The organism is Actinoplanes sp. NPDC049681, assembly GCF_044465265.1.
Taxonomy (GTDB): domain Bacteria; phylum Actinomycetota; class Actinomycetes; order Mycobacteriales; family Micromonosporaceae; genus Actinoplanes.
Genome location: NZ_JBITLP010000003.1, coordinates 159,637 through 185,110, shown reverse-complemented (window position 1 = coordinate 185,110; position 25,474 = coordinate 159,637). Strand labels below are relative to the sequence as shown.

At 72.1% G+C, this 25,474-nt stretch carries 23 protein-coding genes and 1 pseudogene; 12 read left to right on the top strand and 12 right to left on the bottom strand.

Features of this window, described 5'->3' with window-relative positions; translation table 11 throughout:
• Positions 1-10 precede the first annotated feature (10 nt).
• Together ACIBO8_RS10635 and ACIBO8_RS10630 are read right to left on the bottom strand one after the other, a co-directional pair.
• The gene (locus tag ACIBO8_RS10635; RefSeq protein WP_396115608.1) at positions 11-1,168 is read right to left on the bottom strand and encodes a PP2C family protein-serine/threonine phosphatase; all 1,158 of its coding nucleotides are present in this window, start codon (positions 1,166-1,168) and stop codon (positions 11-13) included.
• Positions 1,169-1,378: 210 nt separating this feature from the next.
• Positions 1,379-1,726: a hypothetical protein gene (locus ACIBO8_RS10630; RefSeq protein WP_396114909.1), complete on the bottom strand. Its 348-nt coding sequence runs from the start codon at positions 1,724-1,726 to the stop codon at positions 1,379-1,381.
• Positions 1,727-1,800: 74 nt separating this feature from the next.
• Between ACIBO8_RS10630 and ACIBO8_RS10625 the strand changes: the two genes are divergently transcribed.
• Positions 1,801-4,167 carry a M28 family peptidase gene (locus ACIBO8_RS10625; protein WP_396114908.1) on the top strand — a complete coding sequence of 789 codons (2,367 nt, stop codon included), beginning with the start codon at positions 1,801-1,803 and terminating at the stop codon, positions 4,165-4,167.
• Here ACIBO8_RS10625 and ACIBO8_RS10620 read toward each other — a convergent pair.
• Both ACIBO8_RS10620 and ACIBO8_RS10615 read right to left on the bottom strand, forming a co-directional pair.
• On the bottom strand, positions 4,164-4,448 hold the full coding sequence (locus ACIBO8_RS10620; protein ID WP_364714176.1) for a Smr/MutS family protein: 285 nt from the start codon (positions 4,446-4,448) through the stop codon (positions 4,164-4,166). The two genes, ACIBO8_RS10625 and ACIBO8_RS10620, sit on opposite strands and share 4 nt — an antisense overlap.
• A 9-nt stretch (positions 4,449-4,457) precedes the next feature.
• Positions 4,458-4,847 carry a tetratricopeptide repeat protein gene (locus tag ACIBO8_RS10615; protein WP_396114907.1) on the bottom strand — a complete coding sequence of 130 codons (390 nt, stop codon included), beginning with the start codon at positions 4,845-4,847 and terminating at the stop codon, positions 4,458-4,460.
• Positions 4,848-4,983: 136 nt separating this feature from the next.
• Here ACIBO8_RS10615 and ACIBO8_RS10610 point away from each other — a divergent pair, with 136 nt between their 5' ends.
• Complete coding sequence (locus tag ACIBO8_RS10610; RefSeq protein WP_396114906.1) at positions 4,984-7,149, top strand: hypothetical protein; 2,166 nt, start codon at positions 4,984-4,986, stop codon at positions 7,147-7,149.
• On the opposite strand, the gene ACIBO8_RS10605 is transcribed toward ACIBO8_RS10610, so the two are convergent.
• Positions 7,094-8,608: a hypothetical protein gene (locus ACIBO8_RS10605; protein ID WP_396114905.1), complete on the bottom strand. Its 1,515-nt coding sequence runs from the start codon at positions 8,606-8,608 to the stop codon at positions 7,094-7,096. The genes ACIBO8_RS10610 and ACIBO8_RS10605 overlap by 56 nt on opposite strands.
• Before the next feature lie 206 nt (positions 8,609-8,814).
• Here ACIBO8_RS10605 and ACIBO8_RS10600 point away from each other — a divergent pair, with 206 nt between their 5' ends.
• The gene (locus tag ACIBO8_RS10600) at positions 8,815-9,552 is read left to right on the top strand and encodes a response regulator transcription factor (protein ID WP_396114904.1); all 738 of its coding nucleotides are present in this window, start codon (positions 8,815-8,817) and stop codon (positions 9,550-9,552) included.
• Position 9,553: 1 nt separating this feature from the next.
• The gene (locus tag ACIBO8_RS10595) at positions 9,554-11,149 is read left to right on the top strand and encodes an ATP-binding protein (RefSeq protein ID WP_396114903.1); all 1,596 of its coding nucleotides are present in this window, start codon (positions 9,554-9,556) and stop codon (positions 11,147-11,149) included.
• Here ACIBO8_RS10595 and ACIBO8_RS10590 read toward each other — a convergent pair.
• The gene (locus tag ACIBO8_RS10590; protein WP_396114902.1) at positions 11,096-11,500 is read right to left on the bottom strand and encodes a hypothetical protein; all 405 of its coding nucleotides are present in this window, start codon (positions 11,498-11,500) and stop codon (positions 11,096-11,098) included. The genes ACIBO8_RS10595 and ACIBO8_RS10590 overlap by 54 nt on opposite strands.
• A 295-nt stretch (positions 11,501-11,795) precedes the next feature.
• Between ACIBO8_RS10590 and ACIBO8_RS10585 the strand changes: the two genes are divergently transcribed.
• The 4 genes from ACIBO8_RS10585 to ACIBO8_RS10570 all read left to right on the top strand — a co-directional run bounded on the left by ACIBO8_RS10585 (position 11,796) and on the right by ACIBO8_RS10570 (position 16,861).
• Positions 11,796-12,875: a 3-deoxy-7-phosphoheptulonate synthase gene (locus tag ACIBO8_RS10585; RefSeq protein WP_396114901.1), complete on the top strand. Its 1,080-nt coding sequence runs from the start codon at positions 11,796-11,798 to the stop codon at positions 12,873-12,875.
• Positions 12,876-12,948: 73 nt separating this feature from the next.
• Positions 12,949-15,084 carry a glycosyltransferase family 39 protein gene (locus tag ACIBO8_RS10580; RefSeq protein ID WP_396114900.1) on the top strand — a complete coding sequence of 712 codons (2,136 nt, stop codon included), beginning with the start codon at positions 12,949-12,951 and terminating at the stop codon, positions 15,082-15,084.
• A gap of 122 nt (positions 15,085-15,206) precedes the next feature.
• Positions 15,207-16,466, top strand: coding sequence for a glycosyltransferase (locus tag ACIBO8_RS10575; RefSeq protein WP_396114899.1), 1,260 nt, complete (start codon positions 15,207-15,209; stop codon positions 16,464-16,466).
• 98 nt (positions 16,467-16,564) lie between these two features.
• The gene (locus tag ACIBO8_RS10570) at positions 16,565-16,861 is read left to right on the top strand and encodes a DUF3040 domain-containing protein (RefSeq protein WP_396114898.1); all 297 of its coding nucleotides are present in this window, start codon (positions 16,565-16,567) and stop codon (positions 16,859-16,861) included.
• Positions 16,862-16,864: 3 nt separating this feature from the next.
• On the opposite strand, the gene ACIBO8_RS10565 is transcribed toward ACIBO8_RS10570, so the two are convergent.
• Both ACIBO8_RS10565 and ACIBO8_RS10560 read right to left on the bottom strand, forming a co-directional pair.
• Positions 16,865-17,962: a winged helix DNA-binding domain-containing protein gene (locus ACIBO8_RS10565; RefSeq protein WP_396114897.1), complete on the bottom strand. Its 1,098-nt coding sequence runs from the start codon at positions 17,960-17,962 to the stop codon at positions 16,865-16,867.
• Positions 17,963-17,976: 14 nt separating this feature from the next.
• Entirely contained in the window at positions 17,977-18,588 is a 612-nt protein-coding gene (locus tag ACIBO8_RS10560; protein WP_396114896.1) for a GNAT family N-acetyltransferase, read from the bottom strand.
• A 183-nt stretch (positions 18,589-18,771) separates the two neighbouring features.
• Between ACIBO8_RS10560 and ACIBO8_RS10555 the strand changes: the two genes are divergently transcribed.
• Positions 18,772-19,404, top strand: a complete 633-nt coding sequence (locus tag ACIBO8_RS10555; protein WP_396114895.1) for a class I SAM-dependent DNA methyltransferase — start codon at positions 18,772-18,774, stop codon at positions 19,402-19,404.
• A gap of 51 nt (positions 19,405-19,455) precedes the next feature.
• Here ACIBO8_RS10555 and ACIBO8_RS10550 read toward each other — a convergent pair whose 3' ends face one another.
• Complete coding sequence (locus tag ACIBO8_RS10550) at positions 19,456-19,839, bottom strand: YybH family protein (protein ID WP_396114894.1); 384 nt, start codon at positions 19,837-19,839, stop codon at positions 19,456-19,458.
• 70 nt (positions 19,840-19,909) lie between these two features.
• On the opposite strand from ACIBO8_RS10550, the gene ACIBO8_RS10545 reads away from it, so the two are divergent.
• Positions 19,910-20,785: a LysR family transcriptional regulator gene (locus ACIBO8_RS10545; RefSeq protein ID WP_396114893.1), complete on the top strand. Its 876-nt coding sequence runs from the start codon at positions 19,910-19,912 to the stop codon at positions 20,783-20,785.
• On the opposite strand, the gene ACIBO8_RS10540 is transcribed toward ACIBO8_RS10545, so the two are convergent.
• Together ACIBO8_RS10540 and ACIBO8_RS10535 are read right to left on the bottom strand one after the other, a co-directional pair.
• Positions 20,780-21,337: a hypothetical protein gene (locus ACIBO8_RS10540; RefSeq protein ID WP_396114892.1), complete on the bottom strand. Its 558-nt coding sequence runs from the start codon at positions 21,335-21,337 to the stop codon at positions 20,780-20,782. The two genes, ACIBO8_RS10545 and ACIBO8_RS10540, sit on opposite strands and share 6 nt — an antisense overlap.
• A gap of 41 nt (positions 21,338-21,378) precedes the next feature.
• Positions 21,379-21,717 (bottom strand): VOC family protein, encoded by a 339-nt coding sequence (locus tag ACIBO8_RS10535; RefSeq protein WP_396114891.1) that lies wholly within the window; start codon positions 21,715-21,717, stop codon positions 21,379-21,381.
• 79 nt (positions 21,718-21,796) lie between these two features.
• Between ACIBO8_RS10535 and ACIBO8_RS10530 the strand changes: the two genes are divergently transcribed.
• Positions 21,797-24,742, top strand: coding sequence for a TIR domain-containing protein (locus ACIBO8_RS10530; RefSeq protein WP_396114890.1), 2,946 nt, complete (start codon positions 21,797-21,799; stop codon positions 24,740-24,742).
• Here the strand turns inward: ACIBO8_RS10530 and ACIBO8_RS10525 are convergent.
• Complete coding sequence (locus ACIBO8_RS10525; RefSeq protein ID WP_396114889.1) at positions 24,735-25,037, bottom strand: GNAT family N-acetyltransferase; 303 nt, start codon at positions 25,035-25,037, stop codon at positions 24,735-24,737. The genes ACIBO8_RS10530 and ACIBO8_RS10525 overlap by 8 nt on opposite strands.
• Here ACIBO8_RS10525 and ACIBO8_RS10520 point away from each other — a divergent pair.
• Positions 25,017-25,214: pseudogene (locus tag ACIBO8_RS10520) on the top strand (histone-like nucleoid-structuring protein Lsr2); the annotation flags it as partial. The gene ACIBO8_RS10525 and the pseudogene ACIBO8_RS10520 sit on opposite strands and share 21 nt — an antisense overlap.
• Positions 25,215-25,474: the final 260 nt, after the last annotated feature.

Sequence of the window (25,474 nt, the reverse complement as noted above, 5' to 3'; positions counted from 1 at the left end):
CGCAGCAGGCTCACCGCCCACCGCCACGCGAAATCAGCAGCATCGCGACGTCGTCGGCCAGCGGGCCGCCGTTGGCCTGTTCGGCGCGGCCGACCAGCCAGGCCGGCAGCGCGGCCAGCGGTACGCCCTTCGCGGCCGGCTCGCCGAGCAGCCCGCACAGGCCCTCGACGTCGAGCCGCTCGTTGCCCACACCGGTGTGACCCTCGATCAGTCCGTCGGTGTACATCAGCAGGGACCAGTCATCGCCGGAGAACTCCACGTCGGTCGCGGGGGTGGGGGTGGGTCGTACGCCCAGCACGATGCCCGTCCGCGCGGTCACCGGGACGGCGCTGCCGCCGGAGAGCAGCACGGGCGGCGGGTGGCCGGCGAGGCGTACGGTGGCGCGGCTGCCGGCGAGGTCGACGGAGACCATCGCCACGGTCGCGAACACCTCGCGGGCCCGCCGCTCGGTCATGAGCACCTGCTCGAGCGAGGCCAGCACCTGCTCCTCGGGCACACCGGCGAGCACCAGCGCCCGCCATGCGACCCGGAGCTCGACGCCGAGCGCGGCCTCGTCCACGCTGTGCCCGCACACGTCGCCCACGATCACGTGCAGCTTGTCGTCACCGACCTGCACCACGTCGAAGAAGTCGCCGCCGAGCAGGCCCATCGCCCGGCCGGAGCGGTAGAAGGTGTGGACTGCCACCTCGGTGGTCTGCATCAGCGGCTGGGGCAGCAGGCCGCGCTCGAGGCGCGCCGACTCGGCCTGGCGCAGCTCCACCTCGCGCAGCCGCTGGGCGTTCTCGTCGGCCCGCTTACGCTCGACCGCGTACCGCAGGGCGCGGACCAGCAGGACGCCGTCGACCTGCCCCTTGACCAGGTAGTCCTGGGCGCCCTCGGCGACGGCCTGGACGCCGAGGTGCTCGTCGGAGCGACCGGTCAGCACGCAGACAGCGGCGCCGCCCGCGACCCCGAGCAGCTTCCGGAGCCCGTCGATGCCCTCGGCGTCGGGCAGCCCCAGGTCGAGCAGGACGCACTGGACGCCGCGCATCATGGCGCGCGCCTCGCGCAGGGTCGTCGCGATCTGCAGGTCGAAGGAGGCGCCGGCCTCGGCGAGCAGCTCGCGCACCAGGAAGGCGTCGCCCTCGTCGTCCTCGACCAGCAGGATCCGCAGCCGCTCCGGCGCCATCACGGGCCGGGGCGTGGTCACTTCGGTCACGACGTCACCCCGCCCGACGTCGCGTGGGCGGTACGCGGGACGGCGGCACCGGCGCGGCTGGGACGCTTGATAGCTCGACTCCTTCGGGCGTGACCCGCTGATCGTCCATCACGGCCCCCGGGCGCACAACACCGGCCACCCCGGAACGGCCGGTGGCAACGCTCCGTGACGGAACGGACATCACGCGGTCGGGCCGTACGTGGGGTCCTGGGCCACCCGGCGGGCATGCCGGGCGATGACCTCGCCGAGGATCCCGTGCAGCCGGCCGCAGTCGAGGCAGTGCAGGTTCTGGTCGAGCCTGCGGCCCCCGCACTCGACGCACGGTCCCCGGTCCTCGGGATCGCGGTACGCCTCCAGGGCCCGGCACATCGCCCGCACGACGTGGTCACCGAGCTGGAACGTCGCCTCCCCGAGGGCCGTACGCACCCCGATCACGGCCACCGGACCGGCCTCGGGTGCCGGGTCGTACGGGGCCACCCGCTCGACGAACTCGGCGACGACGGCGGCGGGGTCGAGCGGGGCAGTCACGGGACAAAGTTATGTCACCGGACCGTAAGATCGCTCGGCTACCCGGGGCCCCTCGCACACGCTTAGATAGCTCCATGAGGCTCGAGGCGGCGGAGAGGGCGCTGACCCGTCCCGGACGCCGCGGATGGGCCGCCCTTGCCGCATTGTCGTGCCTGGTCGTCGTCGGCGTGCTCGCGCTGCAGTCGATCCGTCCGCCCGCGGCACGCCCCGCGGACGCCCCGGCCGCCGAGTTCAGCGCCGCGCGCGCGTTCGAGCACGTCCGCGCGATCGCGGCGGGGCCGCACGTGGCCGGCAGCGCCGCCAACGACGCGGCCCGGGAGCACATCGTGACCACCCTGCGCGGCCTCGGCCTCGACGCCCAGGTGCAGGACACGGTCACCACGCAGGGCGGCCGGCTCTCCTCCAGCGCGGGCGGCGTCGGCCTGGCCCGCGTGCGCAACGTGGTGGCGCTGTGGCCCGGCACGGCTTCCACCGGCCGGATCTTCCTCGTCGCGCACTACGACTCCGTGCAGACCGGCCCGGGCGGTAACGACGACGCGGCGGGCACCTCGGCGATCCTCGAGGCGGCCCGGGCCCTGACCAGCGGTCCCCGGCTGCGCAACGACGTCGTCCTCGTGCTGACCGACGCCGAGGAGGCCTGTCTCTGCGGGGCCGAGGCCTTCGTCGACCAGCATCCGCTGGCCCGGCAGGGCGGCGTGGTGCTCAACCTGGAGGCCCGCGGCAGCACCGGGCCGGCCATCATGTTCGAGACCTCCGAGCACAACGCGGGCCTCGTCGGGGCCCTCGCCGGCGTCCCCCACCCCGTGGGCACGTCGTTCGCGGTCGAGATCTATCGGCTGCTGCCCAACGACACCGACTTCACGGCCTTCCGCGAGCACGGCTTCACGGGTCTGAACAGTGCGTACATCGACGGCGCCGCCGTGTATCACACGCCCGTGGACACGCCGGCCTCGATGAATCAGGACAGCCTGCAGCACCACGGCGACACCGTGCTCGCCCTCACCCGGGACCTCGGCGACCGAGATCTCGCCACGCTGCGCTCGACCGGCGACGCGACGTATTTCCCGGTGCCCGGTGGCCTGGCGCACTACCCAGGGTCGTGGACGTGGCCGCTGGCAGTGGCGGCGCTGCTGGCCGTCCTGGCGCTCGCCTGGCTCGCCCGGCGCCGCGGCCTGGCGACGGCGCCCCGGCTCGCCGGCGCCGCCGGACTGGCCCTCGTGCCGCTGCTCGTCGTCCCCGCGCTGGCCCAGCTTCTCTGGATTCTGCTGAAAATCATCCGTCCCGGGTACGCGGAACTGCCGATCGACCCCTACCGTCCCGGGTGGTATCGGCTGGCCGTTCTGGCCCTCACGGTCGCCGTGGTCGCCGCCTGGTACGCGCTGCTACGCCGCCGTCTGGGCCCGGCCGCCCTGGCGATCGCGGGCCTGCTGTGGCCGGCCGTCCTCGGGCTGGTGCTGGCGGCCGTCGCCCCCGGCGGCTCGTACCTGACCGCCCTACCGGCGCTGGCGGGAGCCGTGTCCGGCATCCTGGCCGTGCTTCTCCGCCGCGGCTGGGTGCCGGTGGCGGCGGTGACGCTCGGGGCCGCCGCCGCGGTCGTCGTGCTGCTTCCCACGCTGGTCATGTTCTTCCCCGCGATGGGCATGAACCTGGCCGGCACGGGCGCCTTCATCGCGGTGCTCCTCGCCCTCGCCCTGCTGCCGATCCTCGACCTGCTCCACCCGGAGGCCGGTGGCCAGCGCGGCCTCGACGCCCTGCATGCCCGCCGCCGCGCCGCCCTCCCGGCACTGGCCGCCACGCTCGCCGTCGTCGCCTTCGCCGCGGCCGGACTCCTGGTGGACCGCTTCGACGGCACCCACCCCGCGCCGACCCACCTGATGTACGCGCTCGACGCCGACACCGGCCAGGCCCGCTGGCTCAGCCGGTCACCCACGCCGACCGACTGGACGGCGCAATACGTCGGGGGCGATCCCGGCTCGGTGACCGACACCCTGCCCGCCTTCGGCGCCGAGGAGCTGCTCTCCGGCCCCGCTCAGCCGGCGTCGCTGCCCGCACCGGAGCTGACCAAGACCGCAGACACGACCACCGCCGACCGGCGCACGGTGACATTGCGGCTCACGCCCCGGCGCCCGGTGCGCCTGGTGACCCTGCACGTCGCCGCCGACGTCGAGGTCGCGTCCGCGGTCGTCGGCGGCCGGACGGTTCCCACCGACCGGGCGGCCGGCGGCGCCTGGGGGTTCGGCTTCGTCTTCCACGCCCCACCACCGGCCGGCGTGGAGGTGACGCTCACCGTGCCGGCGGGGGCTCCGCTGAAGCTGCGGGCGATGGACGCCAGCGACGGCCTGGCTGCCCTTCCGGGCTTCCACGAGCGCCCGGCCGACGTGGGCGTGGTCGGCTCGCACAGCTCCGAGATGCTCGCGGTGGCGAAGACCTACACGTTCTAGCGGCCGCGCCCGCGCCGGCCGGTCGGGGCGTCGAACCGGAAGTGGACGAACAGCCGCCCCCAGTTGTCCCCGTCCTTCTCGACCCGGTGGTAGAGCTGCTTGATCTCCTTCTGGTCGAGGAAACGCAGCACCTTCTTCTTGAGCTGGCCGCTGCCCTTCCCCGGGATGATCTCGACCAGGGTGGCCTTCTTCTGGATCGCCTCGTCGATGATCCCGCGGAGCGCCTTGTCGATCTCGGTGCCCTTGTTGAAGATGTCGTGGAGATCCAGCTTGAGCTTCACAGCCGCAGCCTACCCAGCGGCGGACGAGCCCCGGCCGCCGTTCTTGCCCAGCCACGCCTCCACCCGGCGCAGCGCGTCCTCGTAGGCGTCGTGCCGCTTCATCGCCGCGGCCAGGCGCAGGTGCGGCAGGGCCTCACGGAAACGGCCGGCCCTCTCCAGGGTCCGGCCGAGCACGTGGTGCGCGTAGTGATCCGAAGGATCATGCTCGATCAACGCTCTGAGCTGGGTCTCCGCCCCGGCCAGCTGCGCCGAGTTGAAATACGCGCGGGCCAGGAGCTGGCGTACGGCGGTGTTGTGCGGCTCGGCCTCGACGATCGGCTCGAGCATCCGGGCGGCGCCGAGCGGGTCGCCGGACTCGAAGACGAACGTGGCCCTGCGGTACTCCTCCAGAAGATCCACGAAACCGCACCTCCTGCTCGCGCCGCCCACTTCGACCAACGCTGGCACAACTCCCGCCGAACGGCGAGTGTTCCCTCGGGTCCAGCTTCCCGACAATTCACCCCAATCTGCAACTCCTGCGGCAGACAATGCCGAGGTGGGCGACTTCCCGCGTCACCTCGTCGAGGCCCCGCCGCGGCCCCGGTTCGGGCGTGCCAAGGCGGCCACGATCGGGCTGGTGACGCTCACCATGTGCCTCTTCCTGGCCGGTGCGACCCCGCGGCCGGCGGTCCGGTCGGCGGCGTTCGCGATCCCGGGCATGCAGGCGGTGGGCGCACCGCCCGCGGGACCCTCGTGGGCCCCGGCGCCCCGGGTGGAGCACGGTTTGGCGAGCGTCGCGGCCGCCCGGGGCCGGACGCTGGAGCTGCGTACCGAGGGCGGGAACGTCACCTTCCTGCCCGGCGTCAACCTCGGCAGCACCACCCCCGGCCACCTGCCCGGGGAGCTGGCGATCGGGGCCGAGCAGTACCGCGTGTGGTTCGCGGCGATGGGCTGGCTCGGGATCCGGGCGGTCCGGACCTACACGATCCACCCGCCCGCCTTCTACACGGAACTGGCCCGCTACAACCACGCCAACCCGGACCGTCCGCTCTACCTGATGCAGGGCGTCTACTTCCCCGACGAGTCGTACGTCGAGAAGGGCAACCTCTACGACGCCGCGGTGACCAAGGCGTTCCAGGACGAGCTGCGCGACGCCAGCGCGGCGGTACGGGGCCGGCTCGCCCGGGATCCGCAGCCGGGACGGGCGAGCGGCACGTGGACCGCCGACGTGACCCCGTGGCTGGCCGGCTGGATCATCGGCGTCGAGCTGGACCCGTACGCCGCCCGGGCCTCGGACCGGCGCAACCGCACCGCCCCCGCGACCCGCGGCCGGTACTTCCGCAGCGCCCCGGCCGCCTCCCCCACCGAACGCTGGCTGGCGGCCCGCATGGACGAGCTCGCCGGGTACGAGGCGGAGCAGGGCCTCAGCCAGCCGATCGCCTTCGTCAACTGGCCGACGACCGACCCGCTGCGGCACCCGGAGGAACCGCTCGAGCAGGAGGACCTGGTCCCGCTCGACGCCAACCACGTGCTCCCCACCGCCGCGTGGCCGGCCGGGACGTTCGCGAGCTACCACGCTTACCCGTACTACCCGGACTTCGAGCGGCACGAGCCGGCGCTCCAGGCGTACCGGTACGGCGGCCGGGTGGACCCGTACGCCGGTTACCTCGCCGCCCTGCGCCGCCACCACCGCGCCATGCCGACGGTGGTCACGGAGTTCGGCGTACCGTCGTCGCTCGGTTCGGCCCACAACGGCCCGCTCGGTCGCTCGCAGGGCGACCACAGCGAGCGGGATGCCATGCGGATCGACGCGGAGCTGCTGCGGCTGATCAAGGATCAGGGGCTGGCCGGCGGCTTCCTCTTCTCCTGGGCGGACGAGTGGTTCAAGTTCACCTGGAACACCGTCGCCCATCAGGGCGGCGAGCGCCGGCAGCTGTGGCACGACCCGCTCACCAACGAGCAGCACTTCGGGCTGATCGCGATGGATGCGGCCGGTCCGCCCGACGCGTCCGCGGCCTACCTGCTCGACGAGGAGTCCGCCTGGCCGGCCCGCCGGGTGACCGCGCGGATCGACGAGTCGTACGTGAACCTGCGCATCGGGCTGGGCAACTCACCGCCGGGCGCCCTGACACTCGGCTTCGACGTGCTCCCCGGGCTCGTCGGCAAGCCCGCGCCGGGCAGCGGTGACGGGGAGGCGGACGCCGCGTTCGTGCTCGATCTCGTGGCTCGCGGCGGGCAGGCGTACCTGCGGAAAGAGCTGGATCCGACGGTGCTCGACTACGACGTCCCGGCCGCCCTGCGCGGCCCGGCGCCGGACGGCTGGCGCCGCTTCGAGCTGGTGGTCAACCGCGAGCTGACGATCCCGGCCACGGGCGAGCGGCTGCCGGCGGAGCTGCAGAACGCCGGATCGCTGCGGTACGGCCGCCCCTCGGACGACAGCCGGGCCCTGTGGTACCGCGACGGCGACGACCTCGTGGTCCGCGTGCCCTGGGCGATGCTCGGGTACGCCGACCCGTCCAAGCACATGGTCGGCGTGCCGTCCGGCGGAAAGCTGACCCTGCAGGCCGGCCCGGGCGTCGGCGTGACGGTCTCCGCCTCCGGGACGGATCAGGCGGTCGGCAGGGTGACCTGGACGAACTGGAACCGGGTCTTCTCCACCGAGCGGCTCAAGAACGGCGCCGAGCTGTTCCGCGACGCGGCGCTCGCGGTGACGGCTTCCTGACCAGCAGGGCGACCAGCCCGCCGCCGACCAGCATCGTGCCGATGGACACGAGCGCCACGGGGCTCAGCCCGGTCACCGGCAGGCCGCCGTCCCCGCCCGGCGGCAACTCGCGCGGCAGCGAGTGCGCGGCGCCCGAGGGCTCCGGCGCGATCGCCGCAGGCGCCGCGGTCACGAAGTCGCTCACCGTCACCCCGTCGCTGGTCTTGACCAGCACGGCAACGTCGTAGTCCCGGCCGTTGCGCAGGTTCTTCAGCTCGCACCCGCTCGCGCCGGGCGCGTCGAGTCTGCATCCCGCCTCGTTCCCGGCGGTCGTCACCCAGAGATACTCGAACCGCCCGCTGCCCAGGTCCGTGGGCGGCCGCCAGGAAACCCGCAGGCCGCCGTCGAGGGCACGCACCCGCAGGCCGGTCGCCGCCGCGGGGGGTCGCGGCAGACCCTCGACCCGCACCGGTACGGCGGACAGCGACGTGACCCCCGCACCGAGCTGACCGTCGCGCCCCGCACCCCAGCAGGACGCGTAGCCCTGGGAGTCGAGGGCGCACGTGTGGTCCGTGCCGGCGTCAACAGCGACGAACGGCCCACCTCTTCGGCACGACGCCCGCCCCGCACGGTCGAGGCCGCACATCTGCCGCCCCCCGGCGCTGATCGCGGAGAACGGCCCGGTCGTCCTCGCCTTCGGCGTCCAGCAGGTGGCCATCCCCTCCGCGTCGAGCGCGCACGGCCCCGCCGCCCCGACCGTCACCTGCCGGACCTTGCCGTCGGTCCAGAGCGCCGCGGGCCGGTCGCCGTCGGGAACCCCCGACCCCCAGCAGTACGCGACCCCGCCCGCCGTGGCTGCGCACGTACTGTCACCGCCGGCCGCGATGTCGACGACCGGATCCGTCATGCCGACCCGCGCCGGCGCCGAGGATCCCGCCGTTCCCGGTACGCCCAGCTGCCCATGCGAGTCGTCACCCCAGCACCACACCGCACCTTCGTCGTCCAGGGCGCACGTGTGCCGGTCGCCGGTCGCGATGTCGACGAGCGTCCGGGCCGCGAGGGCTCGTACCGGCTCGGGCCCTTCCCGGTCGGTACGCCCGCCGTCGCCCAGCTGCCCCGCGGAGTCGTCACCCCAGCAGTACGCGACCCCGTTCACGTCGATGCCGCAGGTGTGGGCCCGCCCGGCGTCGATCTGCACCGCGTGGTGCAGTGCCACGACCGGCTCGCCGAAGCCGTGCGGCCGGGCGCCGTCGCCGAGCTGGCCGGACGAGTCGTCACCCCAGCAGTACACGTCGCCCACGCTGGTGGTCGCGCACGAGTGGGCTCCCCCGGCGGCGACCTGGGCCGGCCCCGCGGAGGCGATGCGCAGCGTGTCGGCGGTGACCCCCGGTGGGTACGCCGCCCCGGCGGCAGCCGGCGACGCCGGAGCCAGGGCGAGGAACAGCGCGGTGACGGCACCAGCGATACGGCCCAGTCGCACCCGTTCCTCCGCTCACCCGCCCGACACAACGCGGGAATTATGCGGAGTATTGAGTCCTAAGTCCGTTTTGACACGCAGTCCTCACCGCGAGCGGCCGGCGGTCATCGTCACGCCGGCGATCCGGCTCACTCCCTATGGGCGGCATCCACAGGTGGTACACAGGAAGCCGAAAGCCGTCACACAACACGGCCCAAGACAGTAGGGGCATGACGATGGCGAACGCAGACCCCAGCAGCGAGCTCCGGCGGCCCGACGGCGGCCCGGTCCGGGTTCTGGTGGTCGACGACGAGCCCACCCTGGCCGAGCTCCTGTCGATGGCGCTGCGCTACGAGGGCTGGGAGGTGCGCAGCGCGGGCGACGGCCAGACCGCCGTGCGTACCGCCCGGGACTTCCGCCCCGACGCCGTCGTCCTCGACATGATGCTGCCCGACATCGACGGCCTCGAGGTGCTGCGCCGGCTGCGCGGCGAGACGCCCGAGGTGCCGGTGCTGTTCCTCACCGCCAAGGACTCGGTCGAGGACCGGATCACCGGCCTGACCGCCGGCGGCGACGACTACGTCACCAAGCCGTTCAGCCTCGAGGAGGTCGTCGCCCGGCTCCGCGGCCTGATGCGCCGGATGGGCCGCTCCCCGATGCGCACCGACTCCGAGCTCATCGTGGGAGACCTCAGCCTGGACGAGGACAGCCACGAGGTACGCCGCGGCGGCGACCTGGTTACCCTCACCGCGACGGAGTTCGAGCTGCTGCGCTATCTGATGCGCAACCCCCGCCGCGTGCTGAGCAAGAGCCAGATCCTGGACCGGGTCTGGAACTACGACTTCGGCGGCCAGGCCAACGTCGTGGAGCTCTACATCTCGTACCTGCGCAAGAAGATCGACGCAGGCCGCGCCCCGATGATCCACACCATGCGCGGCGCGGGCTACGTCCTGAAGCCGGCCGACTGACATGCCGGCCCTCCCCCACCCGGCCCGGTGGCCTTCCCCGGCGGGCTGGTCCCTGCGGACGCGCCTGATCGCCATCGTGATCGTCCTGCTCACCGTCCTGGGCCTGGTCGTCGGCGCGACCGCCGAGATCTATCTCCACAACACCCTTTACCAGCGCCTCGACACCCAGCTCAGCGAGGCGAGTGAGCGCGCCAGGGGCGGCCCCGGCCGGGCCGGACCACCGAATTCCGGACCGTTCTTCCACTTCGACACCGCGACCGAGCCGCCGCCGGGAGCCCAGAACAACTGGATCGTGCTGATCTTCACCAGGTCGGATGCGGGAGCGGTGACCCAACTCGGCGGGGGTGTCGTCAAATACAAGGAGGCCGACACCAACGGCGGCGAGACCTCGCGTGGTCAGCGCAACGAATATGTCAAGGCGCCCGACTCCGCCGTGAACACGCTCTCGACATTGACGCCCGACGGCGCGCATGTCGACGTGGACCTCGGCGACGAACTGGACGATTACCGGGTGGTCAGCATGACCCCCGATGGCAACACCATGATCGTCACCGGTATCCCGCTGAGGGACACCGAACAGACGTTGCTCGCCGTGGCCGGCGTGACCGGGGGTGCGGTGCTGCTGGCACTCGTCGCGGCCGGGTGGGCCGGAGCGGTGATCATCCGACGAAACCTCAAGCCGCTGAGCCGGGTCGCCGCCACCGCGACCAAGGTCTCCGAGCTGCGGCTCGACGAAGGGGAGGTCGACCTGGCCCAGCGGGTTCCCGCGGCCGACACCGACCCGCGCACGGAGGTCGGCGCGGTCGGCGCGGCGCTCAACCGCATGCTCGACCACGTCGGCAACGCCCTGGAGGCGCGGCACGCCAGCGAGATGCAGGTGCGCCAATTCGTGGCCGACGCCAGCCACGAGCTCCGCACCCCGCTCGCCGCGATCCGCGGCTACGCCGAGTTGAGCCGCCGCAGCCGCACTGAGGTGCCGGAGGAGATCGGCCACGTGCTGCGCCGCGTCGAGTCCGAGGCGCAGCGGATGACCGCCCTGGTGGAGGACCTGCTGCTGCTCGCCCGCCTCGACGCCGGCCGGCCGCTGGCGCACGACCCGGTCGATCTGACGATGCTGGTGGTCGACGCTGTCAGCGACGCGCATGCGGCGGGCCCCCGCCACGACTGGCAGCTGGACCTGCCCGAGGAGCCGGTCACGGTCACCGGCGACGGCCAGCGGCTGCACCAGGTGCTGGCCAATCTGCTGGCCAATGCCCGTACGCACACCCCGGACGGCACCACCGTGACGGTCGGGGTCGCCGCGGAGGAGGGCTCGGCGGTCCTACGGGTGACGGACGTGGGCCCGGGAATCCCCGCCGAGCTCCAGCCGCACATCTTCGAGCGGTTCGCGCGCGGCGACAGCTCTCGCTCACGGGCGGCCGGCAGCACCGGTCTGGGCCTGTCGATCGTGCACGCGGTGGTGACCGCGCACGGCGGCACAGTCGGCGTCGACAGCCGGCCCGGGCGTACGGAGTTCACCGTGCGGCTGCCGCTGACCCCGGCCCTACCGGCCGAGCCGGATGCCGTCCATGAGCACGTCCCGGAGGTCGTCCAGTAGCGCACCGGCCGCGTCCCCGTCGGAGACGTGCAGCTCCAGCGGCACCGATTCGCGGTCGCGGCCCACCAGGACGTCGAGGGCGCACAGCGCGCGGCCGGCCAGATCGCTGGTCACGCCCTCGATCGCGGCGGCACGCAGGCGGTCGTCGAGCCACGGCCGGCCCTGTGCTTCCGGGAGGCCGGCCGCGATGGCCGCGACGGCGGCGAGCGCCTGCTCCGGCGGGATGTCCCCGAGCAGCACCTGGGGCGTCTCCCAGACCCGCAGCACCACCAGGGACACCGCCTGCCGGCGTTCCGCCGGGGACAGCTCGGACAGGCCGTCGAGGAGGTGCGGCGGGCTCGCGTTGTTCATGCGTCTCATGTCAGCACACGCAACTTGCATGTGCCCATACCCCGGCTGACGGACACTCTCCGCCTTCCATGGGCTACCATGACCGCGTGTCCCGTTGGTATTCGTGGTTGCCCACGTATTCATGGTTTCAGTGGCCGGCTCCGCCGGTGGCTCGGCCATGAGGTCATGACCTGAGACACCCCAGCAGGGCCGGCAGAGGCAGCGACGCGAAGTCGCTGCCTTTTCGTTTGCAACGAGCCGGCCCAACGCCCGGGGACGCCGGCCCCGGGAGCCGGCGGAGGAGAAGGAAGACACCGTGACCATCCCCGAGGTGCAGCGGGTCAGCGACCACCGCATCGACCGCGTCGTGCCGCTCATGAGCCCCGCCCTGCTCCACCACGAACTCCCGCTGACCCACGAGCTGTCCGCGAGCGTGCTCGACAGCCGCAGTCAGGTGGAGGCCGTGCTCGACGGCCGAGATCCGCGCCTGCTCGTCGTCGTCGGCCCCTGCTCGGTGCACGACCCGGTCGCCGCCGCCGAATACGCCGACCGCCTCGCCGCCGAGAAGGAGCGGCTCGCCGACGACCTGCTGATCGTCATGCGGGTCTACTTCGAGAAGCCGCGCTCGACCGTCGGCTGGAAAGGCCTGATCAACGACCCGGCCCTGGACGGTACGGGTGACGTGGGCAAGGGCCTGCGCATGGCCCGGTCGCTGCTGCTCGAGGTGCTGGAGCGGGGGCTGCCCGTGGCGGTGGAATTCCTCGACCCCATCACCCCGCAGTACATCGCGGACACCGTGGCGTGGGGCGCGATCGGTGCCCGTACGGTCGAATCTCAGGTGCACCGCCAGCTCGCCTCCGGCCTGTCCATGCCGATCGGCATGAAGAACCGCCCCGACGGCAGCATCGGCACCGCGATCGACGCGATCAACGCCGCAGCCGTGCCGCACGTCTTCCCCGGCATCGACGTCTCCGGCACCCCGGCGATCATGCACACGAGCGGCAATCCCGACTGCCACCTGGTGCTGCGCGGCGGCAAGGGCCCCAACTACAGCGCGGAGGACGTCCAGGCCTCGCTCGAGCTGCTCCGCCAGGCCGGCCTCCCCGGGCGGGTCGTCGTCGACTGCTCGCACGGCAACAGCAACAAGGATCACCTGCGCCAGCCGATCGTCGCGGACGACGTCGCGGGCCAGCTCGAGGCGGGCCAGCAGGGCATCCGCGGTGTGATGCTGGAGAGCTTCCTGATCCCGGGCCGCCAGGACCTGGGCGGTGAGCTCGCGTACGGCCAGAGCGTCACGGACGCATGCATGGGCTGGGAGCCGACCGTGGGCGTCCTGGAGCGCCTGGCCGCGGCGTCGGCGAAGCGGCGTTCCGCCTTCACAGGGGCGGCACAGTAACGGCATAAGGGCCCGACAGGCGGGCGGAAGACAGTACGGGTGTCAGAGCTTCCGCCTGCCTTAAGGACCCTTGATGACCTCGACGCTGCCCGTACCGCCGATGGTGGAGCCGGTGGACCCACCGGCCGCGCCCCCCGCGGCGCGCAACCCGTCCCGCTGGTCGGTGTTCTTCCGCGGCCGTCCGGACGACGCGCCGTGGGTCCGGCTGTCACTCCTCGCCCTGCTTCTGCTGACCGGTGTGCTCTACATCTGGGGCCTGGGCGCCTCGGGCTGGGGCAACGCCTTCTACTCGGCCGCGGTGCAGGCCGGCTCGGAGAGCTGGAAAGCCTTCTTCTACGGCTCGTCCGACGCGGCCAACTCGATCACCGTCGACAAGACGCCCGCCTCGCTGTGGGTGATGGCCCTTTCCGTACGGATCTTCGGCCTCAGCTCGTGGAGCATCCTCGTCCCGCAGGCGCTGATGGGCGTCGCCACGGTCGGCCTGCTCTTCACCACGGTCCGCCGCTGGTACGGCCCGGCCGCCGGCCTGATCGCCGGCACGGTGTCGGCGCTGACCCCGATCGCCGTGCTGATGTTCCGCTTCAACAACCCGGACGCGCTGCTGGTGCTGCTCACGGTGGCCGGGGCGTACGCGACCGTCCGGGCGATCGAGAACGGCTCGACGAAGTGGCTCATGCTCGCCGGGGTCTTCGTCGGTTTCGGCTTCCTCACCAAGATGTTGCAGGCCCTGCTGGTCGTGCCCGCGTACGCCCTCGCGTACCTGGTCGCCGGACCGCCGAAGCTGGGCAGGCGGCTCGGGCAACTGCTCCTCGCCGGGCTCGCGCTGGTCGTGTCGGCGGGCTGGTACATCGCGATCGTCGAGCTGGTGCCGGCGTCGATGCGGCCGTACATCGGTGGTTCGCAGAACAACAGCCTGCTCGAGCTGACGCTGGGCTACAACGGCCTCGGCCGGCTCAGCGGCGACGAGACCGGCAGCGTCGGCGGCGGTGGCGGCAACGGTGGCGGCAACTGGGGTTCGACCGGGCTGCTGCGAATGTTCGACACCGCGCAGGGCGGTCAGATCTCGTGGCTGCTCCCGGCCGCACTGATCGTGCTGGTCGCCGGTCTGGTCCTCACCGTACGCGCGGCGCGTACCGACCGGCTGCGCGCCGGGCTGATCCTGTGGGGCGCCTGGCTCGTCGGCACGGGGCTGGTGTTCAGCTTCATGCAGGGCATCTTCCACGCGTACTACACCGTGGCGCTGGCGCCGGCGGTCGGTGCGGTGGTCGGCATGGGCGCGGTGCTGCTGTGGCGGGTCCGGCGCAACCCGTTCGCGGCGGTCGCGCTTGCGGCGGCGATCGGGGTGACCGCCTGGTGGTCGTGGCACATGCTCGGCTGGAGCCCGGACTTCGTGCCGTGGCTGCGCTGGGTGGTGCTGGTCGGCGGCGTGCTGGCGGCGCTGGGCGTGCTGGCCTCGCTGCGGCTGCCGGCGAAGGTGGCGCTCGCCTCGGCCGCTCTCGCGCTCGCGGCGGTGCTCGCCGGCCCGGCGGCGTACGCCGTCCAGACCGCCTCGGAGCCGCACACCGGCTCGATCCCTTCGGCGGGACCGGCGACGCAGGGCGGCGGCTTCGGCCCCGGCGGCGGACGCGGCGGCCCGGGCGGGATGCGCGGCGGTTTTCCGGGCGGCGGCTTCCCCGGGGGCGGCTTCCCGGGCGGCGGCCCAGGTGGCTTCCCCGGCGGCTTTCCGGGCGGCGGCACGACCGGCACGGCCCCTGGCGGCACAACGGGCACCGCCCCCGGCGGCACGACCGGCGTTCCCGGCCCGGGCGGCTTCGGAGGCAACCGCGGCGGCGGCATGGGCGGCCTGCTCGACGCCGCCACCGTCAGCGACCAGATGAAGGCGCTGCTGGAAACGAACGCCGACAAGTACACCTGGGTGGCGGCTGCCGTCGGCTCGCAGAACGCCTCGGGCTACCAGCTCGCCACGGAGAAGCCGGTCATGGCGATCGGCGGCTTCAACGGCAGCGACCCGTCGCCCACGCTGGCGCAGTTCCAGCAGTACGTCACCACGGGGAAGATCCACTACTTCATCGGCGGGGGCGGCTTCGGCGGCCGGGGCGGCTCCGGCGGGGGCAGCAACGCGAGTTCGCAGATTGCCGAGTGGGTCGCGTCGACATACCGAGCACAGACCGTCGACGGGGTGACGGTCTACGACCTGACCACGCAGTGACCACACACGACGACCACCAGGCGGCTTCCGGTGACGGGGGCCGCCTGCGGCGCGTCCGCACTCATAGGCCGGGCACAGCGTCGCCACACAACGGGCAAAGCAGCGCCGACGACCTTGGTGGCATGAGCCTTTCCACGTTGCCCTCGCAGGCCTCCGCGCTGATCCGGTCCGCCGCGCCGGTGCTCGATGTCGTCGTTCCGGTCTACAACGAGGAGATCGATCTCGAGCCGTGCGTGCAGCGGTTGCACGCGTACCTGGCGGGTGGGTTCCCGTACCGGTTCCGGATCACGATCGCGGACAACGCGAGCACCGACTCGACGGCGGACGTCGCCCGCCGGCTGGCCGCCACGCTGCCCGGGGTGACCTCGGTGCACCTGGCCGAGAAGGGTCGCGGGCGGGCGCTCAAGCACGTGTGGACGCATTCGGACGCGGCGGTGCTCGCGTACATGGACGTGGACCTGTCGACCGACCTGGGCGCCCTGCTGCCGCTGGTGGCGCCGCTGATCTCCGGCCACTCGGACCTGGCGATCGGCTCCCGGCTGGCCCGCGGCTCCCGGGTCGTCCGGGGCGCGAAGCGGGAGTTCATCTCGCGCAGCTACAACCTGATCCTGCGGGGCACTCTCTCGGCCCGTTTCTCCGACGCGCAGTGCGGATTCAAGGCGATCCGCGCGGACGTGGCCGAGCGGCTGCTGCCGATGGTGGAGGACACCGGCTGGTTCTTCGACACCGAGATGCTGGTCCTGGCCGAGCGCGCCGGCCTGCGCATCCACGAGGTGCCGGTGGACTGGGTCGACGACCCGGACAGCCGGGTGGACATCGTCGCGACCGCGATGGCGGACCTGCGGGGGATCGCCCGGCTCACCCGGGGGCTGGGCACCGGGCGGCTGCCCCTGGCAGCCCTGCGCGAGCAGCTCGGTCGCAATCCGCTGCCGGTGGCGGGCGTACCCGCGGGGCTGACCGGGCAGCTATTGCGCTTCGGCGCGGTGGGCGTGGCCAGCACCCTGGCGTACCTGGTGCTGTATGCCATTCTTCGCCCGGGTGTCGGTCCTCAGTGGGCGAACCTCACGGCACTGCTCGTCACGGCGGTGGCCAACACGGCGGCCAACCGCCGGCTCACCTTCCGGGTACGCGGCAACGACGGCGCCTGGCGCCATCAGGCCCAGGGGCTGGTGGTCTTCGCCGTCGGCCTGGGTCTGACCAGCGGCTCCCTGGGGCTGTTGCACGCGCTGACCGTCCCGGCCACCGCGCTGGAGCTCGGGGTGCTCGTGATCGCCAACCTCGTGGCCACCGGCGTCCGCTTCCTGCTGATGCGCAGCTGGGTCTTCCGGGCACACCGGCCGGGGCATGAACCGAGCATGAACACAACCCCCTCAACGGTATGAATTCCGTGACCTACGGGTAACAATAGGGGCATCGACCGGGATGGTTCAGCGTCCCGGTCGTCGTGCCCCTACAGTCCGGGCCCCGCCGGAGGTGCGACATGCTCAACAAGGAAGACAGCCGCCGGTTGGCTCAGCTGGAACGGCAGCTCCGCCGCGAAGACCCTGACTTCTGTTCCCGCATGACCGGCGGGCATCCGGCCCGCAAGCCCGTACCCGTCTCGCTGATCCTGGCCGCCACCGTGATCTGGGCGGCGGCGCTGATCCTGGCCGTGGTGGGCTGGTGGGCCGCCGCGATCGTCGCCGGGGTCTGGGCCCTGGTCATCATGGTGGCGCTGGGCTACCGCTGCCGCCCGGCGCACCGCGGCGGGCCGGACATCCTGCCCCCGGTCTGGTAAGGCTCAGACGTCGAACGACACGGTCACGTCCGGGACCTCACGAGCCCGGGCCACCTGGGCCGCCTCACCCTCCAGAGCCTTGCGCGCCTTGGCGGTCAGCGTCGCGAACGGCGTCACCGTGAGGTCGACCCGCTTGCGGCCGGCCATCTTGGCCCGCCACACGCCGGCGATCTCCCCGTCCACCAGGATCACGCCCGGATTGCCGAGGATCCGCCAGACCTCCTTCTGTCTCGTCTTCTCAGGCACCAGCACGTCGCGGTCCCGGGCCTGCAGCAGCGGGTCCATCCCGGGCAGGAAGCGCACCCCGGTGACCGGATCGGCATCGGACAAGGCCTGCACCGAGCCGGACGGCAGCCACGCCTTGCGCCCGTCCACCCGCACCTCCTCGAGACCCGAGGCCGGCCAGACCTTCTTGATCTCCGCCGCCGGGCTGCCCAGATACTTCGCCACCTCGGCGGGCCCGGCCGGGCCGAGCAGCCGCAGATACGTCGTGATGAGCCGGTCGATGCCCTCGTTCGCCGTGGGCTGCGGCGGCGCGCCGGGGATCGGGCCGAGGGTCGCGTCCCGGCCCCGCGACTCCACCTGGACTCCCCCGGCCAGCCCGGAGTGCTGCCAGACGCTGCCGGAGACGTGCCGGGCGCCGCAGGTGCGGCAGTCGTACGTCAGCTCGCGCGGCACCCGCCGGCTCACCTCGGTGCTCACCTCCCCGCGCGGCATCGAGGACGTCACCACCTCGCGGAAGGCCGCCGCGGTCACCTCGAAAGCCTTGATGCCCAGCTTGCCGCCGTCGGGGATCTGGGCACTCTTGATGCGCGCGGAGGCGTCCGCATCGCTGACCGGCCACAGTGCCTTGACCAGGGCGGCGAGGTCGCGCTTGCGGTGCAGATGCGGCGCGCCTCGGGCGGCCCAGACCATGATCAGCCTGCCGTCGCCGAGCGGCGCACCGGTGCGCGCCGCGAGGGCCACCTGGACGGAACCGGGCGCGTACTCCTGGACGCCCAGGTCGAGCACGGCAAGGTCACCCGGTCGCTGCTCACCCCGCTCGGCCAGGCCGAGGGCGGCCACCCGATAGGCCATCACCCGTTCGCGGTCGACGTTCATGCGCGCATCTCCGATCAGCCGCGACGACCGTACCGCCGGGCGGCGACGTTTCTCAGCCGTTCCAACCGGCTGCCCGCGCCCACGGAGACGAGTTCCCAGGTGTCGAGGCTGCTGGGGCCGTACGGGCCCTCCTGCAGGATCGGCGGCTCACCGGTCAGCCGGTAGCCGCAGCGGCGCGCCACCGCTGTGCTCGAGGTGTTGCCCGGGTCGATGCGCAGGAGCAGACGGCTGAGGCCGATCGTGCTGCGGGCGTACCCGGAAAGCAGTGAGAGTGCCGCGCTCGCGAGCCCGCGCCGGCGGTGCTGGGCACTGACCAGGTAACCCAGCTCGGCCTCCCGCAGGCCGGCGTCGACGCCGAAGAGCAGCACCTCGCCCAGCGGCTTGCCGCCGTCGGTGGTGATCGCCAGCTGGATGCGCTGCCCGCTGAGCCGCCCCTGCCGGGCGCGTTTGAGGTAGGCCACTCCGGCCTCGGCGTCGAACGGCGACGGCATCGGGGTCCACCGGGCGATGTCGGGCTCGTCGAGCATCGCCACCAGCTCGTCGAGGTCCTCGTCCCGCCACTCGCGCAGCGTGATGCCGTCCCCGGTCAGCGTGATCGGATAGGGCAGGCGGCCGGAGGTCGTCATGCGCCGATCCTGCCCGTAAGCACCCGGTTCCTGCCAGTAGGCAACACCCCGCCACCGGGTGAGTGAACCCTTCGCGGTGGTGCGGTATCCCGCAAACCCCAGCCGTGACTCGCATCCGCGTCGTACTCGCGTGACCGCCTGTCAACTTATCGACAGACGTCTCCGCCATGGTTTCCTGATCCGATGCGCCACGACGACGACCACTGGATCCGCTTCAACGGCGTGCAGGGCGGGCGCCCGGTGCGCCCCCTGTGCCGGTCGGCGATCGCCGCGGCGGGGCCGGGCGGGTCCCGTACGGCCGTCGACCTCGGCTGCGGCGCCGGCATCGAGACGAGGGCGCTGCTCGACGCCGGCTGGCGGGTGTACGCCGTCGACGGCTCGCCGGAGAGCCCGGCCGTGGTCACCCGTACGGTCGGCGGTGTCCACGACCGGCTGACGGTGGACGTACGCCACTACGCCGAGCTGTCCGAGCTGCCGGCGGCCGACCTCATCTACGCCGGGTACTCGCTGCCGTATCAGGATCCGGCGTCGTTCCACCGGATCTGGGGGCTGATGCGCGCCGCGCTGCGCCCGGGCGGCGTGCTCGCCGTCAACCTGTTCGGCGAGAACGACTCGTGGGCGGGTTCTCCGGGCGAGACCTACCTGAGCGGCGCCGAGGTGCGCGCCCTGCTCGACGGCCTGGAGATCCGGTCGTTCGCCGAGGAGGACGCGGACGGGCCGGCGTTCAGCGGGCCGAAGCACTGGCATGTCTTCGACGTTCTGGCCGTCAGGCGAACGTCTCCGCCGGCAGATCCAAACCCGTCATCTGGGACGTGAGCTCCTCGACCGGGCCGGCGGCCCGCGCGAAGTCGTCCCACTCGACGGTGCTCATCCCTGCATACTTCGCCTCTCGCGCGGCGGGGTGAACTCCGGCTGGTCGAGGACGCGGAGCCAGGTGCCGTCCGGCTGCCGGCGGACCACCTGTGCGCGGGCTCCGGCGCCGTCCTTCGGCGGGGTGGAGGTCAGTGCCAGTTCCCCACTGATCAGCGTCGGGAGCGGCGGCTCCGGTTCGAAGGCCGGCAGGTGGGGCAGGGCGTCCTCCCAGAACCTGCGGATAGCCTCTCTGCCGACGGTCCGGCTGCCCGGTGGGTACGCCATCACGGCGTTCTCCTCGTACAGCAGGGCGAGCCCCTCGGCGTCCTTGGCGTTGGCGCGCTCGACGAACAGGCGGGTGAGGTCCTCGGGCGTACGCGCTTTCTCTCGTTCGGTCATGCCCCCAGCGTTCCTCCGTTGGGACGACAAGTCCAACAAATAGTTCTTCACTCAGCTATGATCCATGCTCATGGATCTGCGGCAGCTCGAATACTTCGTCGCGGTGGCCGAGGAGGCCAACTTCACCAAGGCCGCCGAGCGCGTGCACATCACCCAGTCAGGGGTGAGCGCGCAGATCCGGCAGTTCGAGAAGGAACTCGGCGCCGACCTGTTCGACCGTTCGTCCCGGATGGTCCGGCTGACGGCCGCCGGGGCCGCTGCGCTGCCGCACGCAAGACAGGCGCTCGCCGCCGCGCAGGCGGTCCGACAGTCGATCGACGACGTGACCGGGCTGGTCCGCGGCCGGCTCCGGCTCGGCATGGTGACCGGATGCACGGTGACGCCGCTGTTCGTCGCGCTGGCGTCCTTCCACCGCGCGTTCCCGCGGATCGAGGTGACGCTCAGCGAGGCCAACTCGGACGCGCTGATCGAGGACGTCCGCGCGGGAGACCTGGACATCGCCCTCGTCGGGGCGGCCGGCGCGATGCCCGGCGACCTGGCGTCGGTCACCCTTGTCAGTGAGGGCCTCGTCGCCCTGGTGCCCGAGGACCATGTCCTGGCGGAGAAGGACGAGGTGACGCTGCGACGGCTGGGTGCGTACCCATTGGTGTGCCTGCCGTCCGGAACCGGGATCCGCAGCGTGCTCGATCAAGCTTGCGCCGCGGAGGGCCTGCGCCCGAACGTCGCGCTGCAGGCGACGGCACCGGGCGCCGTCGCCGACCTGGCCGCACGCGGGCTGGGGGTCGCGGTGCTCAGCACCTCCATGGCCGCCGACCGACCGGAGCTGACCGCCGTCCCGATCGCCGGCGTCGACGTGCCGGCGCTGCTGGCGCTGGTCTGGCGCAAGGAGGGGAGCACTGTGCTGCGCGCGCTGCTGCCTCACTGCCGCCGGGCGTTCGACCTATAGGAGATCACCGGCGCAGGCGACCCGCGCCTGCTCGTTCCACTCCCTTGCGTCGAGCACGGCGGTCGCGGTGCGTTCCCGGTCGTCGTACGTGCGGACCGCCAGCTCCACCGAGAGCCGGCCGATGGGCAGCCCCCGGGCGCAGACGACCCGGATGTCGGCGTCCGCCTGCACCGCCTGACCGTGCTTGATCCAGCGCCGCTCCTCGGCGGCCCGTACGGTCAGCCCCGCCCGCACGAACCGCAACCCGTGCACGTCGACCGGCAAGGGACCGGCGTTGACGAGCGTGACCCGGCGGGTGAGGGAGGCGTCGACGACCTTGCCGCCGGCCACCACACCGCCCACCCCGGCGTCGTTGGCCTGCGGTCCGGTGTCGGCCAGCAGCAGCACGGAGACCTCGCTGCTGCGAGCCCGGTCCGCCTGCCACCGGCCCCACACGGAGGTTCCGGCGCCACCGGCAACGAAGATCATCACAGCGGCCAGCGCGGTCCCGACGCGGCGCCGGGCCGGCTTCGACCGTACGGCGGGAGCCCGGTCCAGATCGATCACGCTCATGGCCCGTCAAACGCGACGACGAGCCAACGGTGATGGCGCCGCTACCGCTCCACGCAGAATTCGTTGCCCTCGGGATCCTGCATGACCGTGAGTTCTCCATGCTTCGCGGCCACCGTCGCGCCCAGCGCGGTCAGCCGGGCCACCTCGTCCTCGACGGTGCCGGGCGCCCGCAGATCGAAATGCATCCGGTTCTTGACGGTACGTGGCTCCGGCACCCGCTGGAACCACAACGTCGGTCCGCCCCACCCGGGAGGCTCCACGTAGGCCTTGGCGGAGGTCGACTCCTCGTCCACCTCCCCGCCGAGCGCCGCGGCCCAGAACTCGGCGACGACCAGGGCGTCCTGGCAGTCGAAGGTCACGCTCTTGACGTAGGTCGGCATGGCCGGGACGGTACGCCGCAGGTGGGCGCGGCTCAATCACCATTCGCGCCCCGACGGGTGCGATGAGAGGATTTCCGGCATGCCGGAGGCCCAGGGATTCGAGCTGACCCACGTCCTCCCCGGCCTCCCGACGAACACCTATGACCTCTCCTGGTCACCCGACGGCCGGTTGCTGGCCGCCGGCGCCGACGGTGGCGTCGTCGCTCTCTGGCAGGCGGAGGGGGACGGTCCGCGGATATTGCAGGGTCCGTCGTCGGAGACGGCGCTGGCGGTTTTCTGGCATCCCACCAGGCCGGAGCTCGCCGCGGCCACCCGGCGCGACTTCGTGACCCTGTGGAATCTGGATTCGGACACCTCACGGTCGGTCGACGTCGGCGGCCTGTCCCACGCCGCATGGGAGCCCAGCGGCCGGCGCCTCGCCGCAGTGGACTTCGAGGGCTGCATCGGACTGTGGGACATGGAGCGCGGAACCCGGCTCAGCTTCAAGCGTGTCCACGACAGCTCGGTCTACGTCGTGGGCTGGGCCCCGGACGGCACGGCGTTGATCACCGGGTGCGAGGACGGCAGCGTGGCGATCCTCGATCCGGAGAGCCTGTCGGTGCGCTACCGGCTCGTCGGCCATTCGCGATACGTGTACGACCTCGCGGTCTCCCCCGGCAGCGGCTACGTCGCGTCGGGTTCCCAGGACAGCGACGTCCGCGTCTGGGACCTCCACAGCGGACGACAGGTCGCCATCCTCGAGGGCCACACCGGCTCCATCCTCTCGGTCGCGTTCTCGCCCGGAAACGAGATCCTCGCCTCGTCGGCCAAGGACGGCACCGTACGCCTGTGGCGATGCGAGGACTGGGAATGCGTGGCGACCATTCCCCGCGGCGGCCTGCGCTGGGCCGGCGGGCTCAGTTTCCACCCGCACAGACCGGTCCTCGCCGCCAAGGACAGCGCGGGCCACAGAGTCAATTGCTGGGGCCTGGACTACGACGCCCTGAGCGCGAGACCGATGTCCGGGAATTCGACGCGCTACGTGAACGCCAAGGTCGTCCTGGTGGGCGACACGGGCGTCGGCAAATCGGGCCTGGGCCTCGTGCTGAGCGGGGAGGAATACCGGGCCACCGACTCCACCCACGCCCGCAGCGTCCGGGTGGCGCACAGCGAACAGGTTCGCGGCGGCGGCTCGTCCATGGTGACCAGGGAGATCCTCCTTTGGGACCTGGCCGGTCAGCCCGGCTACCGGCTGGTGCACCAGCTGCACCTCAACGAGGTGACGGTCGCCCTCGTCGTCTTCGACTCCCGCAGCGAGACCGACCCCTTCACCGGCGTGAAGCACTGGCTGCGAGCCCTCGCCCAGGCCCGCCGCACCGAGGACCAGGGTGTGACACCGATGAAGATCTTCCTGGTCGCGGGCCGCATCGACCGCGGCGGTGTGGGGGTCGGCCGGCAACGGATCACCACGCTGTGCGAGGAGTACGGCATCGACGCGTTCTACGAAACCAGCGCCAAGGAAGGCCTGAACGTCGCCGAGCTCACCGACGCCATCCGGAACGCCATCCCCTGGGACCACCTGCCCACGGTCAGCTCGAACACCCTCTTCGACCGGATGCGCGACTTCCTGCTGGAGGAGAAGCAGGACGGGCGCCTGCTGGCCACCATGGACGACCTGTTCCGGGCGTACCGCGCCAAGTACCGCGACGACTCCGGCACCACACTGCGGGCGAACTTCGAGGTGTGCCTCGGACGGATCGAGAGCCGGGGACTGCTGCGCCGCCTCCGGTTCGGCGACCTCATCCTGCTGCAGCCGGAGCTGCTGGACGCGTACGCGTCAGCGATCGTGCAGACGGCCAAGGACGAACCGGACGGCCTCGGCTTCATCCCGGAGAACGACGTGCTGGCCGGACGCTTCACCCTCCCCGCCGGCGAACGCGTCAAGGACACTTCCCAGGAAAAACTCCTGATCATCGCCACCGTGGAGGAACTCCTCCGCCACGAGGTCGCGCTGAAGGAGACGACCGACAGCGGCGTCGACATCGTCTTCCCCGCCCAGTTCACCCGCGAGCGGCCGGAAGCCCCCCAGGTCCACGGCCACACCGTGACCCTGACCTTCGACGGCGCCCTCCAGAACGTGTACGCGACCCTGGCCGTACGCCTGGCCCGCTCCCGCCTCTTCACCCGCCTCGAGATGTGGCGCAACGCGGCGTCGTACCGGGCCACGGTCGGCGGCACCTGCGGCCTCTCGCTGCGCGAGCTGGAAGAGGGCCGCGGAGAGCTCGCGGTCTTCTTCGACGACCAGGCCAATCCGACGGTACGCCAGCAGTTCGAGGCGTACGTGATGGAGCACCTGCAGCTCAGATCGGCCCCCGGCTCGGTATCGGCCCGCCACATCCGCTCGTGCCCCGGATGCGGATACGTCCTCCCGGAAGACCTGATCCAGCGGAAACTCGCCCGCGGCGCGACGACCGCGACGTGCCCGGACTGCGAGGCCCAGGTCATACCCATCGGACAGGACACCCCGGTCCCGGCCGAGCAGTCCGCGGTCTCCGAGATGCACCGCAACGCCAACTCGTACCGCGACTCGGACATCGCGCAGACGGTCCTGCGAGGCAAGATCGAAACATCCGACTTCGACGTCTTCCTGTGCTACAACACCCGCGACCGCGAATCCGTCGTGGCGCTCGCCGAACGGCTCAAGGAGCGAGGCATCCTGCCCTGGCTGGACGTCTGGGAGATACCACCCGGCGTCCGATGGCAGAAGGTGCTTCGGAAGGGCCTGAAATCCGCCCGGTCGGCAGCGGTGTTCGTGGGACCCGGCGGACCCGGCCCATGGCAGGACCTCGAGGTGGAGACGCTCCTCCAGCACTACGCGCGACAGCACCGCCCGATCATCCCGGTGGTGCTGCCGGGGCGGCGCGGAACGCCGCGCATGCCGGGGTTCCTCGACCTGTGGCAGGTGATCGACATGCGGGAGCCGGAGACGGACCCCTTCGAGCGGCTGATCTGGGGCATCACCGGCCGCAAGCCGGAGGCTATTTGATCCTGCGGGTGGACCGCGCGAGGAGGGATTCGTACTCGGGGTGCTTGTCCAGCCAGCCGCCGAGGAACGGGCAGATGGGGACGACGGTACGGCCCCGGGCCCGAGCATCGTCCATAGCGGCCCGGGCGAGGGCCGAGCCGACGCCGTGCCCCTCGAAGGCCGGATCGACGTTGGTGTGCGTGTAGGCGATGATGCCGCCGGTCAGCTGATAGGTGATGACGCCGGCGAGGGTGCCTTCTTCGTCTCGGGCCTCGAAACGCTCCCGCTCGGGTACGTCGGTAACCGCGATCTCCACCCCGCCATCCAACCACGGCGGGTCCGAGGAGCCGGTACGTGGCGTCCTGGCCTCGGAGCAAGCGCTCAATGGGCAATCAGGGCGGACAACAAGGCTATCCGCGAGTGGGCCAGCGCCAATGGGTACGATCTGTCAGACCGTGGTCGGATTCCCACGGGCGTGGTGGAGGCATACGAGGCGGCCAAGAAGGTTCCGGCCGCAGCGCCAGAGACAGCCGCCCGTCGGCCGCGGGCGAAAGCGGCCGATGCGGGCAAGGCCGGTAAGGCCGCAGCAAGGAAGAAGGCTACTACCGCGGCGTGACTTTGCACGGGCCCAGGCGAGACTCCCGGGCTGCAGGCCGGTCTGCATGTAGTGCCAATCGCTCGGTTGGCACGGTCCGGCATGACGAGACCCAGGGTCGGCGGAAACGTAGATGGGCGGGGGATCGGTGCATTCAG

Coding starts and splice junctions, on each gene's coding strand:
- ACIBO8_RS10590 (WP_396114902.1), bottom strand. CDS start 11,500: ATGAACAACGCGAGCCCGCCGCACCTCCTCGACGGCCTGTCCGAGCTG.
- ACIBO8_RS10560 (WP_396114896.1), bottom strand. CDS start 18,588: ATGACGACCTCCGGCCGCCTGCCCTATCCGATCACGCTGACCGGGGAC.
- ACIBO8_RS10570 (WP_396114898.1), top strand. CDS start 16,565: ATGCTCAACAAGGAAGACAGCCGCCGGTTGGCTCAGCTGGAACGGCAG.
- ACIBO8_RS10550 (WP_396114894.1), bottom strand. CDS start 19,839: ATGACCGAACGAGAGAAAGCGCGTACGCCCGAGGACCTCACCCGCCTG.
- ACIBO8_RS10535 (WP_396114891.1), bottom strand. CDS start 21,717: ATGCCGACCTACGTCAAGAGCGTGACCTTCGACTGCCAGGACGCCCTG.
- ACIBO8_RS10575 (WP_396114899.1), top strand. CDS start 15,207: ATGAGCCTTTCCACGTTGCCCTCGCAGGCCTCCGCGCTGATCCGGTCC.
- ACIBO8_RS10530 (WP_396114890.1), top strand. CDS start 21,797: ATGCCGGAGGCCCAGGGATTCGAGCTGACCCACGTCCTCCCCGGCCTC.
- ACIBO8_RS10555 (WP_396114895.1), top strand. CDS start 18,772: ATGCGCCACGACGACGACCACTGGATCCGCTTCAACGGCGTGCAGGGC.
- ACIBO8_RS10635 (WP_396115608.1), bottom strand. CDS start 1,168: ATGGCGCCGGAGCGGCTGCGGATCCTGCTGGTCGAGGACGACGAGGGC.
- ACIBO8_RS10625 (WP_396114908.1), top strand. CDS start 1,801: ATGAGGCTCGAGGCGGCGGAGAGGGCGCTGACCCGTCCCGGACGCCGC.
- ACIBO8_RS10580 (WP_396114900.1), top strand. CDS start 12,949: ATGACCTCGACGCTGCCCGTACCGCCGATGGTGGAGCCGGTGGACCCA.
- ACIBO8_RS10545 (WP_396114893.1), top strand. CDS start 19,910: ATGGATCTGCGGCAGCTCGAATACTTCGTCGCGGTGGCCGAGGAGGCC.
- ACIBO8_RS10595 (WP_396114903.1), top strand. CDS start 9,554: ATGCCGGCCCTCCCCCACCCGGCCCGGTGGCCTTCCCCGGCGGGCTGG.
- ACIBO8_RS10600 (WP_396114904.1), top strand. CDS start 8,815: ATGACGATGGCGAACGCAGACCCCAGCAGCGAGCTCCGGCGGCCCGAC.
- ACIBO8_RS10540 (WP_396114892.1), bottom strand. CDS start 21,337: ATGAGCGTGATCGATCTGGACCGGGCTCCCGCCGTACGGTCGAAGCCG.
- ACIBO8_RS10565 (WP_396114897.1), bottom strand. CDS start 17,962: ATGAACGTCGACCGCGAACGGGTGATGGCCTATCGGGTGGCCGCCCTC.